Below are 18,056 nucleotides of genomic sequence, written 5' to 3'. Positions count from 1 at the left end.
TTTTTGGGGGAGTGACTATGTTGATCAAGTCTCGTTCGCTGGCCGCGCTACTCGCCGGTGTTGCTGCCTGTTGTTCGCCAATCGCCGCGATGGCGACAGAGCAAGAGCGCCAGTCTTACGATATGCCCGCGCAGGATCTGGGCGAGGCTCTGCGCCGAGCCGCCGATCTCGCCGACATCGAACTCTATGCCTCTTCGCGCGACCTTGAAGGGAAGACCGCTCCTGCCTTGAAGGGCCAGTTCACGCCGCGCGAAGCCGTCGAGACCCTCCTTGCGGGAAGCGGGCTCATCGCACGCTTCGACGACCGCGCGGTTATCATCCGCAATGGCTTTTCGGCTGAAATCCCGTCTTCGGCCGAGCCGGAAACCATCATCGTCACCGGCTCGCGCATCGCAGGCGCGCCTGCGCCGGCGCCCGTTATCGAAGTGACGGCGGAGGATATCCGCAACGCCGGCCATGCCGATCTCGGCGAGGTTGCGCGCAGCCTGCCGCAGAATTTCGGGGGCGGCCAGAACCCAGGGATCGGGTCGGGGCAAGGAGTCCAGAACCAGAATGTCAACGTCAACGGCGCGTCGACCTTCAACCTTCGGGGTATCGGTCCCAGCGCCACGCTGACTTTGCTGAACGGAAACCGTTTTGCCTATAGCGGTACACAGAGCGTGATCGACATCAGCGCGATCCCGACGGCAGCGGTCGAGCGGATCGAGGTCGTCACCGACGGCGCGTCGGCCATTTATGGCGCCGACGCGGTCGCCGGCGTCGTCAACATCCTCCTCCGCAAGGATTATGAGGGCATCACAACGAGCGCGCGGATCGGCGGGTCGACCGACGGCGGCAATTTCCAGCAACAATATAATATCGTCGGCGGGGCCAAATGGTCGGGCGGGGGCTTTCTCGCCACCTATGATTTTTTCGACAACAGCGCGATCCTGGCGCGGGACCGCAGCTATGCCGTGACCAGCAATCCGCTCTCTACTTTCTATCCCGAACTGCGGCGCCATAGCGCCTTGTTCAGCGGCCATCAGGACCTCGCACCCGGCCTCGGCATCAAGGCCGACCTGATCTACAAGCGCGGCGACATGACCTCGGTGCGCGGACTGTTCGCCGACCGGCCGATCACGACGCGCGGGATCGTGGTGCATAATGAGTTCGAGACCTTCGGCGTCGCGCCGACGCTCGAAGCTTATCTTGGCGGCGGCTGGAGCACGCGCGTTTCGGGCTTCTACGGCACGGACAAGACCTATGGGGTCACGCAGAATTTCACCAATGGCGTTGCGCCCCCTTCGATCCGGATCTTCAACAATCGCAGTCTGAGTATCGAGGCGGGGGTCGAAGGCCCGCTTTTCGCGCTGCCGGCGGGCGATGTCCGCCTCGCGGCAGGCGGCGGCTGGCGCAGCAATCACCTTAACGCCCTGATCGCGGGCCGGGCCTTCGCACCCACGCGCGAGAACCGCTATGCCTATGGCGAGCTCTTCGTCCCGCTCGCCAGTCCCGATCAAAAGCTGCCCTTCGCGCACCGCGCCTCGATCACGGCAGCAATGCGCTTCGAGGATTATTCCGATTCCGGGAGCATCGTCGTGCCCAAGCTCGGCTTCGTCTATGCGCCGGTCCCGGAGCTCAGCCTCGGCATTTCGTGGGGCAAGTCGTTCAAGATGCCGACGCTCAACCAGCAGTATAGCGGATATACGCCGGTCCTCCTGTCCGTGACCGGCTATGGATCGATGTTTCCGGCCGGATCGACCTATGTCTATCTCGGCGGTCCCAATCCGGATGTCGGCCCCGAGCGATCCGAGAATGTGACATTGAGCGCGACCTTCCGCCCGTCGAGCCGGTTGCAGATCGTGACAAGCCTCTTCCGGATCGACTATCGCGACCGGGTCGCGCCGCCATTCGGATCGCCACTCGGGGTTCTCACCAATCCGCTGTTTGCCGATCTCGTCACCTTCAATCCGTCGCCGACGTTGCTGGCCGCCGCGATCGCGGGGGCCTCGGACCCGCTCGGCAATGCCACCACCGGACCCTATGACCCGGCCAATGTCATCGCGCTGATCGACGGGCGCGACCTCAATATCGCCTCGCAGCGCTATCAGGGCGCGGACCTGTCGCTGCGCTACCGCGCACCGATCGGTGCGCAGATGCTGACACTGATCGCAAGCGGCACCTGGCTCGACAGTCGGCAGCAATTGTTGCCGGGCCTTCCGGTGACCGATCTGGCCGGCACCATCTTCAATTCGCCGCACTTTCGCGCGCGGGGTGGCGCAACCTTCGGAAATGAGGACTTCACTCTCGCCTCCTTCGTCAGCTTCACCGGCGGCGTCACCGATCGGCGCCGCACAATTCCCGTCAAGGTGGCGTCGGTCGCGACGCTTGACCTTTCGGCGCGTGTCAAAATCGGCGCATTGGGCGAGATCAGCGTCAACGCCCTCAATATCTTCAATGCAAAACCCGAGATGACGGCAGTGGCATCGCCGAGCGACACCCCCTTCGATTCGACAAATTATTCGGCGGTGGGGCGTTTCCTCGGCATCACGATCAGCCGCGACTGGTGAGGAGGATGTCCATGCGGAATAGCCTCCGAGCCGGCCTCCCGGCCGCGGCGATCCTTGCCGTCGCGGTGCTCTCCCCTGTCGCCCCGGCAGGGGAGAGCAAGGGCAGGCCCTGGACTCTCGAGGACATCCTCACCGTCCCGGAGGTGAAGGACATCGCCCTGTCGGGAGATGGCAAGCTTGCCATCTACGCGGTCGAGATTGCCGACCTCGCTGCCGACAAGCCGCGATCCCATATCCGCATCCTCGACATCGCTGCCACCCGGCAAAGAACCATAGTGACCGTCGACAGCGCCAAGTCGCTGCGGCGCATCCCCGGCACAGCGGACTGGAGCGCCCTCCTCGACCTCGGGGCGGGCCTGCAGCTCTATCGGATTACGCCCGGCGGCATGGTGCAGCCGCTGATCGTGAACCCGGCGACCGTTCCTGTCGGGAAAGCGGACATGTCTTTTCCGATCGGCGGCGGTGTGCGCCCGTCATCGGTAGGCGTTCTAGACTATGACTGGTCCCCCGGCGGCGCCTGGCTCTGGTATTCGCAGCTCAGAGCATTGCCGAACGCGCCTCGCGTCCGATTCGACGCGGAGGTCAGCGCTCTGAAAAGCCGGCGCCGGTCTACGATAGACGTCGAGATCGACTATTTCCTGCGCGGACCCGACGGGAAAACCACCCTGATGCTGAGCAGGCCATCGAAGGACCGGATGGCGACGCGTGGCGGGGGGCAGATTCTCTGGCGCGGCGATGAGGTTCAATTCCGGGTGGAGACACCCGATGGCTCGGAAGGCGGTCGGTTCGAGATGCGCGCCTGGAATCGGCTGAGCGGAACGATACGCACGCTGGGTGTCGAGCATAATCTGGAGACAATCGCGCTCCTCAGGGGACCGCGCGGCGGCGAACTCGCGACGAGCGGCCTGGCGAAAACGCTGGACCTCGTGGAAACGGGCCCGGACGGGGAACGGCACAGCTACGGTGCGGTCGCATTCACCATAGGCGATCCCCGCGCGGCTGCGCCCCAGGCGAGCCGCGACGGAAAAAAGCTGGTTCTCGGAACCCGCGATCTCGATGCGGCCCGCTACGGGCTGGCCGTCGTCTCGAGCGATGACGTGCGAAGGGTGGAGAGCGAACACAGCCTCACTCGCTGCGCCTATGATAACGCGCTTCTTTTCGCGGTCTGCGTCGAAGAGGGAATCGCCACACCGCCGAGGCTTGTGAAAATCGACCTGAGGGATGGCCGCATCTTCCGGCTCCTGTCGGTCTCGGCGGAGCATGACGCGATCGCTCCCCTCACCATCCTTCCCCGGGTCTGGACCAACCGCGATGGGTATGAAGCCCGCGGCTTTGTCGTCCTCCCCCGCGGCTACCAAAAGGGAAAGCCCTACCCGGCCGTCATCGTTACCCATGGGTCCGATGCCGACGACCGGTTCGCCGCGCCCGGTTTCCAATGGAACTACCCGGTCCAGCTGCTCGCCGAGAGAGGTTATGTGGTGCTGCTGATCAATGACCCCTCCCCCCTGCAATCGGAGGAGCTGATGGCGGCCAGCAAGGCATGGGTTCGCGGCAGCGGGCCGCCGGATTCAGAGACTCTGCAGCGGTTGCTGTGGATCGAAGGCGTCCACATCTTCGAGGATGCCGTCGACGAAATGGCCATCGAGGGTCTCGTCGATCGGGATCGGGTGGGCATCGCCGGCTACAGCCGCGGCTCGCAGATGGTCAATGTCGCGGTGACCCGGTCGCCCCTGTTTCGCGCCGCATCGAGCGGCGATGGCGGCTATCTCGAACCGGCGGGATATGCGACCGCCGGCTCGAGCTATGATGCGGTTTATGGCGGCGCACCGCTGAGCGACGCCATAATCAGCTATCGCCGTTTCGCTCCGTCGCTGAACGCCAACAGAGTTTGCGCAGCCCTGCTACAGCAGGTTGCCTCGGCATCGCCGTCGCAGATCGAATTGTTCGAAGCGTTGCGCGCGGCGAAAGCGCCGACGCAGATCAGTCATTATTCCGGCGCTACGGCAGCGTCTGACGAAACCCATGTCTTCTACCGGCCGTCGAACCGGTCGCTCGCGATGCGGGAGAATATCGCCTGGTTTAACTATTGGCTTCTGGACAAAAATGATACCGACGGCCCCTTCCCGAAACAGGCCGAAAGCTGGGGCAAGCTCGCGCGCGATCGGCCCGATCGTTGCCGCGCGGCGAACGGGCCCGGTTAGGATCCGCTCCACCAGCGCACCCAATTTTCGGCGGCGGCGAATTCGAGGATACGCTGAATTCGCTCGACGCCGCGCCAGGTGGGATCCTCGGCGCGATCGAGAAGCGCGGGATCGAAAATACCCTCGGAAGCCAATAGGCCGTTGCGGAGGCGGTCGTGAAGGCGGTCCCTGTTGCGGCGGTATATCAGGAGATCAAACCCGCCGGGACCGCCCTTGCTGGTGCGGGCGGTGACAAGCGACGTAAGCGCGCTGTCGAAGGCGCGGCGCGCGACCGCGCGATTCCGTCCGCCGGATACCCACATCCAGGTCGGAATCGACAGACAGAGTTCCATCAGGGGCTGCGATATGAGCGGCGCGACATGGGGCGGCGACACCGCGCGCGGATAGAGCTCGATGCTCTTTTGGGTTCGCATCAGATAGGCTGCATGAACGGTCTTTCCGGGCAGAATGTCACGCGGCGGCCGGAGCCAAGGGTGCGTGGCCCCGGCGGCCCGTGCCACCCTCGCGGCGTCCGGCTGCAGCCCCGCTGCGTTGAACCGGATCTGATGCCGTCCCCCGTGGCGGCGATGGCGATCCCAGGCATGGCGCAGGACCGTGCGTCGGTCGGCGCCGGTCAGCAGGCATATGTCGCGCAGCGTGGTTCCGAGCCGTGCGGACGGGCCCTCCGCCAGGACGCGATCGAGAAGGGGAATGGTGCTCCGCAGGCTGCACAGAACAGCGTCGCCGCCATTGCCGGTAAAATAAGCATCTACCGGCATTTCTCTGGCTAACCGTTCGTGGATCGCCTCGTTCGTCTGGCGCCCGATCGGCACGATCGGCCAGGGATGATTGGGCGCGGAGGCGCGGCCGACGTCGATATCGCCAATTTCGCGCTGCACTTCGCGAATATTGAGCCCGAGATGCGTCGCCATGGCCAGCGCATATCGTCGTTCGTCGCCATCGGCATCGGGCCCGAACAGGGTCAGACACGTCAGCCCGCGCGCGGCAGGTGCGGCGCCGGCGGCGACGATCGATGAGTCGAGACCTCCGGATACGCCCAGCAATATCGACGAGAAGCAGCGCGACCATGTCCCCGCGACCCCGCAAACGATGTTGCGCAGGTCCTCAGCGAAAGTCTCGAAGTCCTTGTTCGCGCGCGGCGTGACATGGTCCCATGGGGTCCACCAGCTCTCGAGTGCCACCTTGCCATCGGCAACGGCAAGGCATTCGCCGGCTATCAGTTCCTCGATCCCCTCGATACATGTGCGACGCCCGCGCGCGTCGCCGCTTGAAAGCACGCGCGCGACTTCGCCCAAATCGACGGCGCCGGAACCCGGCGAAGCGAGCTCCGTGATATCGCCGGCGATGCTTATTCCGTCGGCCTCCCGTTTTACGTAGCAGGGCAGCGCGCCGGACGGGTCCCGGAATATCGTCACCGCCCCGTTCCGGCCGATATGAACAAAAACATAGCCGCCCCAAAAATCCGTCAGCAGCTTTCGTCCTTTTTCGGCCGTGAGGACTTGGCCGGGGCACTCAATGGCAGGCGGCACCGCGCTAAATTTTTCGAACAGGCGACCAATGATGATGCTCCGCGCATCCACGTGCTGCAGCGGCTCGCGCGACCAAACCGCCACATTTCCGCAACTGAAATCAGCCGCACCGCGAGCTTGCGAGCGACGACGCAAACCATCCTCTGCGAAAGCGATCTCGATGCGAAATCCACCGGTCATCAGACCGCCAAGATCGGCTTGTAGCGAAGGATGACATCGAGCGGGTCGGTCAGCACCGCTTCGCCAGCCTGAACCCAGCAATGGGCAGCAAAGGGCAATGTCACGCCAAAGACAAGACGGGCGTCGCACCTCGCGCGCGCAAGGATCCGGCGCATCGCAATGCCCCGCTCGAGGCACCGATCCGTGGCAAGCGCGTAACGCCGGGCACGGTGAAACGCGGCGGCGACACGAATATAGGTCTCTTGCCGACTCTCGGGAGAATGTTTTTCGAGGCGCTCACCCATCCGCCGCGTGATCTCGAAAACCGGAATACGGCCAATGTCAAAGCGCGCTCGCCTTTGGGCCGCAATCGCCCTGAGGGTATCGAGCCAAGGCGTATCGGGGAGAGGCTGGTCGATGAGGCTCGCTGTGACGGCCGGCGGCAGGGGCAGATTCCCGATAGCCAATCCGCCAGCGGGACCGATGAGCTGCTGATCAAGCAGAACAGCCTGTTCGTCGTCGCTGGCGCGCTGGTCGAGGAAATGCGCAAAAGCTTGCGACGTCCGCCCCTGGATCAGGAAATAGCGGCCAGCAGGCAAGTCCAGAAACACATATTCGCTTTCGAAGCGGCAAAAGTGCAGCCCTGGCCGGATGTCGTAAGATGGGTCCATGCGATGGCTGTGCCAGAGGTACGGCGCGCCGCAGCGCGGCGCGCCGCCCTGAGGGTCAGTCTTCAGCGGTGATGCCGCCGACGAGCAGGAAGTGCTCGTTGGTATCTTCATCGCGGGGACCGACCGGTTCGATGCCTCGGGTCTCGACGCCGACGGCGCCGAGGTCGATCAGGTCACTGCTGTCCTGCTGTTTCATCACATCTTCCTTCCGAAATCGCGACCGAAATGAGTCGCACTTGGGAAGTTATGCCTCGGAAATTCCGGCCGCTATTTAATAATCTGAAAATAATCGAGCATCGTTTTCAAAAAAAGAGTGACCGCGCAAAGGAAACGCACATCGGGGCACGAACCGCTACCTTTAGCTTGCGCCTGGACATACGTAGCGGAACCCGGTCACACGCCTGCAAATGTGGCGTGACCGCGATCATGCGTTTGATCGGGAGATGTGCAACTCCAACTGGCACCGGAACTGGATGTATCTTTGCCGCACAGGGTTACGTACAAACGCCGAGGCGCGCATCGAACCTCGGTCCCGAAAACGCCTCTGCGATCATCAAAGGAAGCATGATTTCGGCACAGGCCCGTTTTGACAACGGCCAGTTGCGCGCGTCCTTTCTGACTACCGACGATGGCAAAGAACGCAGTGCTGCCGTCCATCATCGGTACGCCGGCGAACCGGGCGGACATGCCGGATGCTGACCTGAGCGACTGGATTTCGCCCCAGGCGGCCGCTCGCGTCGTCGCCTTTCTGCTTTCAGACGAGGCGGCGAGCATTACCGGAGCCCAGCTCAAACTCTCCATGGGGCAATGAGCCAATCGCACGGCGGTGTGCCGGTTTGGCCGGCGCAGCGGCGCGATCAAGCCGCATCGATCTTGCCGGGAGTGCGAGCCTTGCGCGGCAAGGTCAGAGCTTGGCGGCGATCGTCATCAAAATGGCGCCCCAAACGAGGAAGGTGACGGCGTAAACCGCAATACAGTCAGCCTCTTGGCGCAGTCTGGCGCGCATGATCTTCTCTCCTGCTCCTTGCCCCGCCCTTGTTTCGGGCGGTGGCTTCACACAATGCCGTCATCGCGCGGAATCTGGCTTCGGATGCGGGATTCGAGGCCCGCACCAAAAGCGGTCATCCGGAGATGGATCGGCGGATTTCTTCGCTCTGTTCGCCTATCGCCGGGGCGACCTTGCCGGCTCCTCCCAGCGATACGCCAAAGCGGACAGGATGCCCCATCCGGAAGCACCGTCCTTCGGTGGGATGCTCATAGGCTTCGAAGAAGCCGGTGGCGGCAAGATGCGGATCATTCATGATGTCGGCGAGGTCACGGACAGGCTGAGCCGGGATTTGCGCGGCATGGCAGCGCGCAACGAGGTCGGCGGTCGTGAAGCCTGGCGTCAACCTTGCTATTTCGCGGTAAAGGAGCGGGAGATTGCGCCCCCGCGCCTTGCGGGTTGCGAACGCGTCCTGATCGAGGAAGCCCGGATTGCCAAGCAGTTCGAATATCCGCGACCAGCTTTCGTCGGTGTAAGCGACGATGCTCACGTAGCCGTCGGAGGTCGGGAAAGGCTGGCGATCGGGATCGATCTGGCGAAAATAGCCAACCGGAGCATTGGGAGGGTCGAAGGCCAGACCGCCGAGATGCTCAAGCAGCATGAAATTGGTGAAGACCTCGAACATCGGAATTTCAACGAGCTGACCCTCGCCAGTCCGCATGTGATGGATAATGGCGGCGAGCACCGCGTGCGCCCCATGAAGACCGGCGACCTTGTCGGCGATCAGCGAGGGCAGATAGCGCGCGCGCGGATCGCCATCGACGCGGGGGAGAAGCGTTGCCGTCCCCGACGCTGCCTGGATGACGTCGTCATAGGCCTGTAGATCGGCATAGGGGCCATCCTGACCGAAGCCGACGCAATGCGCATAAATGATATCGGGCTTGATCGCCTTTACCGCTTCATAGTCCAAGCCGAGACGTTCGGCGGCTTTGCCCCTGACATTGAGAACGAACACATCCGCATCCGACAGAAGCTTCTTCATCGTCTCGAGGTCGGCAGCGGTCTTGAGATCGAGGGCGATCGATTGCTTGCTGCCGTTGATTGCCATGAAAGCAGGCGCCATGCCGTGGGTCGCGGCCGCCTTGCCCGACCAGCGAAAAGAGTCCCCGCTTCCCGGCACTTCGACCTTGATGACGTCGGCGCCGAGCTCAGCGAGAATATGGGTGCAATAGGGTCCGAAGACGACGGTTGTGAGATCGACGACCTTCAAGCCCGTAAGCATCGCCTTGCCGTCCGCCATTCCCATCATATGCTATTCTCGCTGCCATACCGTAAAGTCACAGCATTTTAATTACCCAATTAATGATGCGCGATCAAGCTGAACCGTCGCGCCTCCCGGCGTGACATGCGCCGAAACATGACGGCACGGAGCGCGACCGACGCTCAGCGAGCGGAGTCGATGGCGCGCCAGACCAGATTCTTCTGAATTTCCGTGGTCCCCCCGTAGATCGTTTGCGCGCGCTCGAAGAAATAGGAAGCCGTGGCGACCGCGGCAAACTCGGGAATGAGCGGCGTCGCCTCATGCCAGTCGGAACGAGAGCGATCGAAAAAGGGCGCCGCATATTCCCCTGCCCGGTCGATATACAGCTCGGTGATCAACTGCGCGGCCTGCGTGCAACCGATCTTCAGACTTGCGACGGTGGCGGCATCGCTTCCATGCACAAGTGCCTTCAGAACCTGCTGTTCGAGCACCATCACCGTAAATTCTGCATCGGCAAGCCGCCGGGCGAAGGCGCGGTCGCCCGCGACCATCGTGCGGAGGGTCGCAAGGTCGCGCTTCTTGCGGCCAACATGCGCGTAAGAGAGGCGCTCATTCTTGAGAAGGACGTTTGCATAATGCCACGCGCGCCCCTCCTCCCCGATGCGGTTTGCGGCGGGAACACGGACGTCGGTAAAGAAGACCTGGTTCAGCTCATGCGCGCCATCGATCGAAACGATCGGCCGCACGCTGATGCCTTCGCAATTCATCGGGGCGCAGATGAGCGATATGCCGTCCTGCTTTCTTTCTTCGTGCGAGGTCCGGCAGAGGCAGAAAATCCAGTCCGCGATGTGGGCGCCGCTTGTCCATATCTTGGAGCCATTCAGAATATAATCGTCGCCATCGCGTACCGCCGAAAAGGCGAGACTGGCGAGGTCGGACCCCGCGTCGGGTTCCGAATAGCCTTGCGCCCAGAAGGAGCGCGACGAGAGGATGTCGGGCAGCCAGCGCTGCTGTTGTTCGGGCGTGCCGAACGCACAGATGATCGGCCCGATATAGATGAGGCCCATCGGAACCAGGTTCGGCGCGCCCGCCAGCTCCATTTCCTCTTCGAACAGATAGCGTTCGACCGGCGTCCATCCCGTGCCTCCGAACTCGCGGGGCCAGCTGGCAGCCAACCAGCCACGGGCCTGGAGCGCCTGCTGTGCGGCTTCATAATCCTGACGGCCGAGAAACTGACCGGTGCGAACCTTGTTCAGGACAGAAGGCGGGAACTCGGTTTCGAAGAAGCGGCGAACCTCGGCCTGGAACGCCCTGTCGGCGCGGCTGAACTTCAGGTCCATGGCCTCACTCTCCTCACTTTTTCAATTGCGATGGACCAGCAATTAATCGCATAGATAATTTCAGGCAAGCGTCGCGCAGCCCATCTATATCTGGCGAACGCTGTGGAGGTTATCGCCTGGACCGGCTGGCAAATAGGACCAGCGCCGCCGCCACAGGGCGTGTGAATATATTGTTCGATCAATTAATTTACGCCATATCCGAACGGCTAGCCGCAAGCTGCGGCGGGCCGATTGCAGGGGATGGTCGTGCCGGGACGACCACAGGGAGTGACGAATGAAGGTGCAGATCGAGGCGGAAGGCGGTTCGTCGACAGCGGAGTCTCGCGAGCGACTGCTGGAAGCGGCGGGACAATTGATGGCCGAGCGGGGTACGACCGATATTTCGTTGAGCGAAATTGCTGCGCGGAGCGGGGTCAATTCTGCGCTGGTCAAATATTATTTCGGCAACAAGGCGGGCATGCTGATGGCGCTGCTTCGCCGCCGCCTGGGTCAGGGAATGGCGGACCTGCAGCAGCTGCTGAAAATGGATATTTCGCCGCAGGACAAGTTGCGCATCCACATCAGCGGCATGGTCAACACCTATTATCAATATCCCTATGTCAACCGGCTGATGCACGAGCTGGCCAACGAGCCGTCGGGCGATTATGGCAAGCAGATCGCCGAGGAAATCAGCCTGCCGGTCGCCAAGGCGCAGCGCGCGATTCTGGAAGAAGGCCGGGCCAAGGGCATCTTCCGCGAGGTCGATCCTCTGGTCTTCTATTTCATGATCGTCGGGGCCTGCGACCAGCTGTTCCATTCACGCCACCAGGCGCGACATGTGTTCGGCCTTGAGGAGATCAACGACGATCTCAAACGCCGCTACGTATCGGAGCTCTGCAACAACCTTATCAGGGGAATCTCGGCCGACCCGCGCGCGAACTGACGGCGCGCCGCCCCGGTTGAGCTCCGCGGGAAGGACGCAAGGCGCCGCGGCCCAGGCGTGGCGCCTCCAGCCGCAGCCGCACGATTCTGCCCCCTCGCGCCGAGACCGACGCCAAGCTCCGCTGGACCTATTTGGCGATCGTAATCGTCTGGGGCACCGTGAACTCGAGCAGTCCCTCCTTGCCGTTCTCGACGCCGATCCCCGATTGCTTGTGACCCGCGAAGGGCGTCCAGGGCATGATGTAGAGCGTGTCGTTGATCCACACGGTTCCCGTCTCGAGACGCGACGCGATGTCCGCTGCGGCCTCCGTGTCGGCTGACCAGATCGAGCCGCCGAGACCATATTCGCAGGCGTTGGCACGAGCGACCACCTCGTCGATGTCGCGGAACTTCAGCAGCGGGAGGACCGGGCCAAAAGCCTCCTCCTGCACCACGCGGCTATCCTCGGGTGGGTTGTCGACGATCGCGAGTGGTACGAAGAAGCCAGTTCCTTCGGGAACGTCGCCGCCGGCAAGGAAGCGCAGCCCCTGCTGCTTGGCGTCCTCGATGAGATTCTTGACACGTTCGAACTGGGGGCGGTTCTGGATCGGTCCGAAATTGCTTCCCTGGTCGAGCCCGTCGCCGACCTTCGCGGCGCGCGCGCGCGCGACAAGTGCATCCGCCACCTTGTCATACACATCTTCGTGCACATACATCCGCTTCGTCGCGATGCAGATCTGGCCGCTGTTCGCGAAGGCCGAGAAGAAGAGCTTGTCGGCCACCTCATCCAGCGCCACATCGGGCATGACAATTGCCGCATCATTGCCCCCGAGCTCAAGGGTCACCCGCTTGAGGCCTTTGGACGCGGTTTCCATGACGCGCTTGCCAGTCGCGGTCGAGCCTGTGAAACTGATCTTGTCGATGCCCTCATGCGCGGTCAGCCAAGGGCCAAGGCGATCGCCGCCGCTGATCACGTTGAACACGCCTGGCGGAAGATGCTCGCGAAGAAGCTCGGCCAACTTGAGCATCGTGAGCGGTGTAAAGGGCGAAGGCTTGAGCACCAGGGTATTGCCGGTAAGCAGCGCCGGTGCGATCTTCCATACGGCGAGATTGACCGGGAAGTTCCAGGGTACGATGCCCGCGACCACCCCGAGCGGGACGTGGCGCGTTTCGGACCGTTTTGAAGCGCTATCCTCGGTGACGGTAACCGGAATGTCCTGCTTCGATACCTCATTGGCCCAATAGGCGGCGAAGGCGATCTCCTGCGCCGCGCCGTCGAGCGGGCGTCCCTGCTCAAGCGTAAACAGACGGGCGAAGTCGGCCTGGTGCTCGGTCAGAACCTCGCCAATCCTGGCCACCGCGCGCCGCCGCTCCTCGATCGGTGTAGCACGCCAGCCGGGAAAGGCCGCGCGGGCGGCGGCCACGGCGTCATCCAACTGCTTTTCCGAGCAGTCGGGAGCTTTGGCAACGATCTCCTCGGTTGCCGGATTGATGACATCGATCGTCTCGCTCGACGAGACGGCCTTGCCGCCGATCGTCATCGTGAAGCTATCGAAAAAGCTCATCCGGATTTTCTCCCATCAGGTGGCCGCAAACAATTGGCTCTATTTAATCATTCAATTGATTATGCGACGAGGCAAGCGTTTTTTGCATGCAGCCTCGCTGCCGGTCGGGCTCCCGAGCCCTCCGTCCGCACCGACCAATTCGCTTGATCGAAGCGAGGGATTAAATTAATCGCTCGACTAATTCTGGATCGGACCAACTTCTTGCAAGGATGCTTTCATGACTGAAGCCTATATCATCGACGCCGTCCGCACCCCGCGCGGGATCGGCAAGCCCGGCAAGGGCGCGCTTTCGCACCTTCACCCGCAGCATCTTGCCGCGACGGTGCTCGCTGCGATCCGCGACCGCAATAATCTCGACACATCAACGGTCGACGACATCGTCTGGTCGACGTCGAGCCAGGTCGGCAAGCAGGGCGGTGACCTCGGCCGCATGGCGGCGCTTTCGGCGGGCTATGACATCAAGGCGAGCGGCACGACGCTCGACCGCTTCTGCGGCGGCGGCATCAGTTCGGTGAACTTCGCGGCGGCGTCGGTGATGTCGGGTATGGAAGATTGCGTGATCGCCGGCGGCACCGAAATGATGAGCTTTACCGCCAGCCACGCCGCTGAGCAGGCCAACGCCGGCCTTGCCCCCCAGATGATGGGATCGGGTCATGAAGCGCTCGACACGCTCCACCCGCAATCGCACCAGGGAATTTGCGGCGACGCGATCGCGACGATGGACGGCATCAGCCGCGAGGCTCTCGATGCGCTCGCGCTCGTCAGCCAGCAGCGCGCCGACAAGGCGATCAAGGAAGGCCGTTTCAGCAAGTCGGTCGTCCCCGTCCTTAACCCAGACGGCAGCGTTGCGCTCGACCGCGAGGAGTTTCCGCGCCCCGAAACGACCGCCGAAGGGCTTGCCGCGCTGAAGCCCAGCTTCAGCGGCCTGGCCGATTTCGATCTTGGCGGCGGGGTGACCTTCCGCAAGCAGATCAACCGCCGCTATCCCGACCTCGAAATCCAGCATTTCCATCATGCGGGCAATTCGTCGGGCGTCGTCGACGGCGCCGCGGCGATCCTGCTCACGTCGCAAGCCTATGCCGAGAAGAACGGCCTGACCCCGCGCGCGCGCATCGTCGCTTATGCCAATATCGGCGACGACCCGACGCTGATGCTCAACGCCCCGGCCCCGGCGGCGAAGAAGGTGCTCGAAAAGGCGGGGCTGACCAAGGACGACATCGACGTCTGGGAAATCAACGAGGCCTTCTCGGTCGTTGCCGAGAAGTTCATCCGCGACCTGGATCTGGATCGTGAAAAGGTCAACATCAACGGCGGTTCGATGGCGCTCGGTCACCCGATCGGCGCGACCGGCTCGATCCTGATCGGCACCGCGCTCGACGAACTCGAACGCTCGGGCGGCCGCTATGGCCTGGTCACCATGTGCGCCGCCGGCGGCATGGCGCCGGCGATCATCATCGAAAGGCTTTGACGTCGGAGCTTTGGCTGACGGATTGGAGCCGATGACAAATAGCGGCGGGCGGCGCATTCGCCCGCCGCTATCCATTGCTGATGATGTCGTGCCCCTGAACCCAGAAGATGGGCGAGTTGGGAAGGTCGATGAACCTTTTCTCGTCGGCGAGCAGCAGCCTGCCTGCGGCGCGTCCTGCCTCGGTCATACCCGCCGCTCGCACGGCAGCCGCGCTATCGTACCAAAGCTCGGCAATACCGTCGTAGGGCGGAAGCTCGCAGCCGCGGCCAGCCAAAGCACGGGTAAGCCCGTCGTCGTCAAGGGCGTGCGACTGGACATAGCGGCGGATGCCAAGCGTCTCGGCAACGCTGCGAACAAGCGGTGCATGTTGATTGAGCCAATAGTCCTGAAATTCGGACAATGTGAGAGCGGGCAACCGCCGCAGGCAGAATTTGATGGCAATCATGGTCAGACTTTCTTGTGAAAGGGTCGCCGCGCGCCCCGGATGGGAATTGGCTCTGGTCGCTGTCCCGCGCTTAAGGAGATAGGATATGAAGAACCGCCAATGGATATTGAAGCGCCGTCCGCAAGGCGCGCCTGGCGCTGCGGACCTGGAACTGCGGGAAACGCCCATAGGCCCGCTCGCGGACGGAGAGATATTGGTTCGCAACCTCTATCTTTCGCTTGATCCGACGAACCGGCTCTGGATGAGCGATCGCGCCCAATATCTGCCTCCGGTCGGTGTGGGCGACGTCATGCGCGGCGGCACGATCGGGGTCGTCGAGGCTTCGCGCTCGGACCGCTTTCGCGTCGGGGACCTCGTCCTGCCATCGACCGGCGGTTGGGAGCTTTACTCGATAGCGAATGAGCGCGGATCGCGTCGTATCGCGCCGCAGGCTGGAGTTCCGCTGACGGCCTATTTGTCGGTCCTCGGGGCGACGGGACTGACGGCCTATTTCGGGCTGCTGGACATCTGCAAGCCTCGGGAAGGCGAAGTCCTGGCGGTGTCCGCGGCGGCGGGTGCCGTCGGCTCGATCGTCGGTCAAATCGGCCGCATCAAGGGCGCGCAAGTGGTCGGGATTGCCGGCGGCCCGGAAAAATGCGGCTGGCTTACCGAGACGCTGGGGTTTGATTCGGCGATCGACTATCGCAACGAGGATGTCGGTGTCGCGCTCGACCGGCTGTACCCGACAGGTATCGACATGAATTTCGAAAATGTCGGCGGTCCGATCATGGATGCCGTTTTCTCGCGTCTCCGCAAGGATGGCCGCATGGCGCTGTGCGGAATGATCTCCGCCTACAATGAGGACGGGCCAATGCCGGGGCCGCGCGACTTCGGGCGAATCCTCATGCAGCGCCTGACCGTTCGAGGCTTCATCGTGATCGATTATCTTCGCCAGGCGCCTGGAGCATTCGCCGACCTCTCGTCGTGGATTGCCGAGGGCCGGCTTGCCTGGAAGGATCATGTCGTCGACGGGCTCGAGGAGGCGGTGGCCGCGCTCGACCTGCTGTTTACAGGGGGCAACGACGGAAAGCTCGTCGTCAGAGTTTCGCCGGAGCCCTGACGCCTGACGCCTGACGCCTGACGCCTGACGCCTGACGCTGCGCACAGCCCCTTCATCGCATCGTTTCAAGTCCGACATCGCCTTCTGCGAACTGGAAGAGCGCCTCCGGCAGCGCCTCGCCGGTGAGGCCAAGCTCGCCAAACCGGCAAGCTTCCGCGGCCAGCCTCTCCCGGTCTTCGTCAGTGGCCGTCAGGCGCAGGATCGCGGACACCGCGGCGGTCGAACGGCCGGCGAACATGCCGGCCAATTCGAGGGCACGATCGAGCGCACAGGGGACCACTTCATCGACAAGGCCGGCCGCCAGCGCCTGGCTGGCCGTCATGACGTCGCCGCGGAGCATGAACAGGCGGGCCCGATGGCGTCCGACCAGTCGCGACAGCCGCTGCGTTCCCCCTCCGCCGGGGAAGATGTCGAGGCGAATTTCGGGAAGGCCGATCGCGGTGGCGGCGGGCGATGCGATCCGCATGGTGCAGGCGAGTGCAATTTCGAAGCCGCCGCCCATGCACAGGCCGTCAATCGCGGCGATCACCGGCTTTTCGGCGGCGTCGAGCATCGCGCCGAGTTCGGCGAATGCGCTGGTCGCAAAGGCTTGCGGATCGACGCTTCCCATGCCTACGCGTTCAAGCGAAGTTGCAATTTGCCGGACGTCGGCGTGGCGGATGAAGATGCCGTCCTGACCGCCTGTGAGAATGATCGCTCGTGTTTCGGCCGCCGCGAGGAGGGGCCTGATCGCCGCGACAAGGTCCGCCGCACCGCCGTTCGAGATGGTGCCGTGCGGCGGATTGGCGAAGCGCACGACGGCTACGTCTTCGGCGCTTTCGACCTGAACGCGAAGCGGCTTGCCTGTCATCCGCGGACCTTTTCCATTGCTGATCCGGTGAGCTAGCATCACCCGACCGGGTTGCACAATCAATTAATCAATCACATAATAAGGCTGGGGCGGGTTCTTCCGGTCTGGCATGAGCGGGGATGGAGCCCGGGCACCGGGCGATGACGCCAAAGTCGAAGGGAATGACGTCACATATTGGAAACCCGAGACTGGTTGATAAACGCGGCGCACGGGCGCACCTTTTTGTGGGATATCATATGACCGAGACTGTCGTGATCGAAGAGGACCGGCTGGTCGCACTTGCCGGCGGCCAGAACTTTCGGGAGGTCGGCGGCTATCCGGCCCGCGATGGCAGGGTTTTGAAGCGACGGCTGATATGGCGGTCCGCCCGGCTGGACGAGTTGACGAGCGACGATATCCGCAACGAATCGCTCGACGCGATTTCCACGATCGCAGACCTGCGCCTGGCCAGCGAGCGCGCGCTCCATCCGACCGTTCCGGCTTTTGCGGAAAAGCGCACTACCTTGGTCTGGGACGAGGGCGATATCGATCTTTCAGGCGATCAGCGGTTGTTTGCGCGCGACCTCAAGCCCGATGATTATGCCGAAGCAGTGCGGCATTTCTACCGAAGCCTGGCCGACAGGCACGCGACGCATCTCGCCAGCCTGTATCGCCATATCGCCGCAGGCAGCCTGCCGGTGCTCATCCACTGCTCGGCCGGGAAGGACCGCACCGGCATCGCCATCGCACTATTGCTCGATCTCATCGGAATTCGCCGGGAATATATCATCGCGGACTATTGCAAGACGGCCGAACTGCTCGACTGGAAACGCCTGACCGCGAGTGCGGCGGCGGCGGGCATGCAAGGAAAGTGGATGGAACGCCTGGCGCCCGATGCGCTCGAAATCCTTATGCGCGCCGATCGCAGCTATATCGAGGCTGCCTTTCGCGAACTGGAGTGGCGGCATGGCTCGATATCCAGCTTCGCGAAGGACGTCCTCGGCCTCTCGGATAGCGATCTTGGCCGGCTACAGGACAACCTCCTCGAAGGCTGA

Annotated in this window: 14 protein-coding genes and 1 pseudogene; 7 read left to right on the top strand and 8 right to left on the bottom strand. The window is 63.0% G+C overall.

Annotated elements, in window-relative coordinates; all coding sequences use genetic code 11:
- The first annotated feature begins 17 nt into the window (after nucleotides 1-17).
- On the top strand, nucleotides 18-2,549 hold the full coding sequence (locus CDQ91_RS16695; RefSeq protein WP_054586707.1) for a TonB-dependent receptor: 2,532 nt from the start codon (nucleotides 18-20) through the stop codon (nucleotides 2,547-2,549).
- 11 nt (nucleotides 2,550-2,560) lie between these two features.
- Complete coding sequence (locus tag CDQ91_RS16690; RefSeq protein WP_158213707.1) at nucleotides 2,561-4,750, top strand: prolyl oligopeptidase family serine peptidase; 2,190 nt, start codon at nucleotides 2,561-2,563, stop codon at nucleotides 4,748-4,750.
- Here CDQ91_RS16690 and CDQ91_RS16685 read toward each other — a convergent pair.
- The 3 genes from CDQ91_RS16685 to CDQ91_RS21335 all read right to left on the bottom strand — a co-directional run bounded on the left by CDQ91_RS16685 (nucleotide 4,747) and on the right by CDQ91_RS21335 (nucleotide 7,305).
- Nucleotides 4,747-6,540, bottom strand: a complete 1,794-nt coding sequence (locus CDQ91_RS16685; RefSeq protein ID WP_144036805.1) for an asparagine synthase-related protein — start codon at nucleotides 6,538-6,540, stop codon at nucleotides 4,747-4,749. The genes CDQ91_RS16690 and CDQ91_RS16685 overlap by 4 nt on opposite strands.
- Nucleotides 6,459-6,743 (bottom strand): lasso peptide biosynthesis B2 protein, encoded by a 285-nt coding sequence (locus CDQ91_RS22080; RefSeq protein ID WP_419722573.1) that lies wholly within the window; start codon nucleotides 6,741-6,743, stop codon nucleotides 6,459-6,461. Before CDQ91_RS22080 ends, CDQ91_RS16685 begins: the two co-directional genes overlap by 82 nt.
- 421 nt (nucleotides 6,744-7,164) lie before the next feature.
- Complete coding sequence (locus CDQ91_RS21335; RefSeq protein WP_158213705.1) at nucleotides 7,165-7,305, bottom strand: hypothetical protein; 141 nt, start codon at nucleotides 7,303-7,305, stop codon at nucleotides 7,165-7,167.
- A 441-nt stretch (nucleotides 7,306-7,746) separates the two neighbouring features.
- Here CDQ91_RS21335 and CDQ91_RS16675 point away from each other — a divergent pair.
- Nucleotides 7,747-7,920, top strand: a pseudogene (locus CDQ91_RS16675) (NAD-dependent oxidoreductase); the annotation flags it as partial.
- Between the two features lie 310 nt (nucleotides 7,921-8,230).
- On the opposite strand, the gene CDQ91_RS16670 reads toward CDQ91_RS16675, so the two are convergent.
- Nucleotides 8,231-9,403 carry a CaiB/BaiF CoA transferase family protein gene (locus tag CDQ91_RS16670; RefSeq protein WP_231732804.1) on the bottom strand — a complete coding sequence of 391 codons (1,173 nt, stop codon included), beginning with the start codon at nucleotides 9,401-9,403 and terminating at the stop codon, nucleotides 8,231-8,233.
- A 134-nt stretch (nucleotides 9,404-9,537) separates the two neighbouring features.
- Nucleotides 9,538-10,695 (bottom strand): acyl-CoA dehydrogenase family protein, encoded by a 1,158-nt coding sequence (locus CDQ91_RS16665; protein WP_088473838.1) that lies wholly within the window; start codon nucleotides 10,693-10,695, stop codon nucleotides 9,538-9,540.
- A 274-nt stretch (nucleotides 10,696-10,969) separates the two neighbouring features.
- On the opposite strand from CDQ91_RS16665, the gene CDQ91_RS16660 reads away from it, so the two are divergent.
- On the top strand, nucleotides 10,970-11,617 hold the full coding sequence (locus CDQ91_RS16660; protein WP_054586702.1) for a TetR family transcriptional regulator: 648 nt from the start codon (nucleotides 10,970-10,972) through the stop codon (nucleotides 11,615-11,617).
- A 127-nt stretch (nucleotides 11,618-11,744) separates the two neighbouring features.
- Here the strand turns inward: CDQ91_RS16660 and CDQ91_RS16655 are convergent, their stop codons facing one another.
- Nucleotides 11,745-13,160 (bottom strand): aldehyde dehydrogenase family protein, encoded by a 1,416-nt coding sequence (locus CDQ91_RS16655; RefSeq protein ID WP_088473837.1) that lies wholly within the window; start codon nucleotides 13,158-13,160, stop codon nucleotides 11,745-11,747.
- Nucleotides 13,161-13,377: 217 nt separating this feature from the next.
- Between CDQ91_RS16655 and CDQ91_RS16650 the strand changes: the two genes are divergently transcribed.
- Nucleotides 13,378-14,628 (top strand): acetyl-CoA C-acetyltransferase, encoded by a 1,251-nt coding sequence (locus CDQ91_RS16650; RefSeq protein WP_088473836.1) that lies wholly within the window; start codon nucleotides 13,378-13,380, stop codon nucleotides 14,626-14,628.
- A 67-nt stretch (nucleotides 14,629-14,695) separates the two neighbouring features.
- Here CDQ91_RS16650 and CDQ91_RS16645 read toward each other — a convergent pair whose 3' ends face one another.
- A complete protein-coding gene (locus CDQ91_RS16645) occupies nucleotides 14,696-15,073 on the bottom strand; it encodes an EthD domain-containing protein (RefSeq protein ID WP_054586699.1) in 378 nt (125 codons plus the stop codon).
- An 85-nt stretch (nucleotides 15,074-15,158) separates the two neighbouring features.
- Here CDQ91_RS16645 and CDQ91_RS16640 point away from each other — a divergent pair, with 85 nt between their 5' ends.
- The gene (locus tag CDQ91_RS16640; protein ID WP_088473835.1) at nucleotides 15,159-16,172 is read left to right on the top strand and encodes an NADP-dependent oxidoreductase; all 1,014 of its coding nucleotides are present in this window, start codon (nucleotides 15,159-15,161) and stop codon (nucleotides 16,170-16,172) included.
- A 52-nt stretch (nucleotides 16,173-16,224) separates the two neighbouring features.
- On the opposite strand, the gene CDQ91_RS16635 is transcribed toward CDQ91_RS16640, so the two are convergent.
- Nucleotides 16,225-17,022, bottom strand: a complete 798-nt coding sequence (locus tag CDQ91_RS16635; protein WP_158213704.1) for an enoyl-CoA hydratase/isomerase family protein — start codon at nucleotides 17,020-17,022, stop codon at nucleotides 16,225-16,227.
- A 236-nt stretch (nucleotides 17,023-17,258) separates the two neighbouring features.
- Between CDQ91_RS16635 and CDQ91_RS16630 the strand changes: the two genes are divergently transcribed.
- Complete coding sequence (locus CDQ91_RS16630; RefSeq protein ID WP_054586696.1) at nucleotides 17,259-18,056, top strand: tyrosine-protein phosphatase; 798 nt, start codon at nucleotides 17,259-17,261, stop codon at nucleotides 18,054-18,056.

This window comes from Sphingopyxis witflariensis (genome assembly GCF_002205635.1).
GTDB classification, from domain to species: Bacteria; Pseudomonadota; Alphaproteobacteria; order Sphingomonadales; family Sphingomonadaceae; genus Sphingopyxis; species Sphingopyxis witflariensis.
Note: the sequence above shows the minus strand (reverse complement) of the source record. Positions and strands in the feature narration are given on the sequence as shown.

Coding starts and splice junctions, on each gene's coding strand:
- CDQ91_RS16630 (WP_054586696.1), top strand. CDS start 17,259: ATGACCGAGACTGTCGTGATCGAAGAGGACCGGCTGGTCGCACTTGCC.
- CDQ91_RS16665 (WP_088473838.1), bottom strand. CDS start 10,695: ATGGACCTGAAGTTCAGCCGCGCCGACAGGGCGTTCCAGGCCGAGGTT.
- CDQ91_RS16690 (WP_158213707.1), top strand. CDS start 2,561: ATGCGGAATAGCCTCCGAGCCGGCCTCCCGGCCGCGGCGATCCTTGCC.
- CDQ91_RS16645 (WP_054586699.1), bottom strand. CDS start 15,073: ATGATTGCCATCAAATTCTGCCTGCGGCGGTTGCCCGCTCTCACATTG.
- CDQ91_RS16655 (WP_088473837.1), bottom strand. CDS start 13,160: ATGAGCTTTTTCGATAGCTTCACGATGACGATCGGCGGCAAGGCCGTC.
- CDQ91_RS16695 (WP_054586707.1), top strand. CDS start 18: ATGTTGATCAAGTCTCGTTCGCTGGCCGCGCTACTCGCCGGTGTTGCT.
- CDQ91_RS16670 (WP_231732804.1), bottom strand. CDS start 9,403: ATGATGGGAATGGCGGACGGCAAGGCGATGCTTACGGGCTTGAAGGTC.
- CDQ91_RS16635 (WP_158213704.1), bottom strand. CDS start 17,022: ATGACAGGCAAGCCGCTTCGCGTTCAGGTCGAAAGCGCCGAAGACGTA.
- CDQ91_RS16660 (WP_054586702.1), top strand. CDS start 10,970: ATGAAGGTGCAGATCGAGGCGGAAGGCGGTTCGTCGACAGCGGAGTCT.
- CDQ91_RS16650 (WP_088473836.1), top strand. CDS start 13,378: ATGACTGAAGCCTATATCATCGACGCCGTCCGCACCCCGCGCGGGATC.
- CDQ91_RS21335 (WP_158213705.1), bottom strand. CDS start 7,305: ATGAAACAGCAGGACAGCAGTGACCTGATCGACCTCGGCGCCGTCGGC.
- CDQ91_RS16640 (WP_088473835.1), top strand. CDS start 15,159: ATGAAGAACCGCCAATGGATATTGAAGCGCCGTCCGCAAGGCGCGCCT.
- CDQ91_RS22080 (WP_419722573.1), bottom strand. CDS start 6,743: ATGGGTGAGCGCCTCGAAAAACATTCTCCCGAGAGTCGGCAAGAGACC.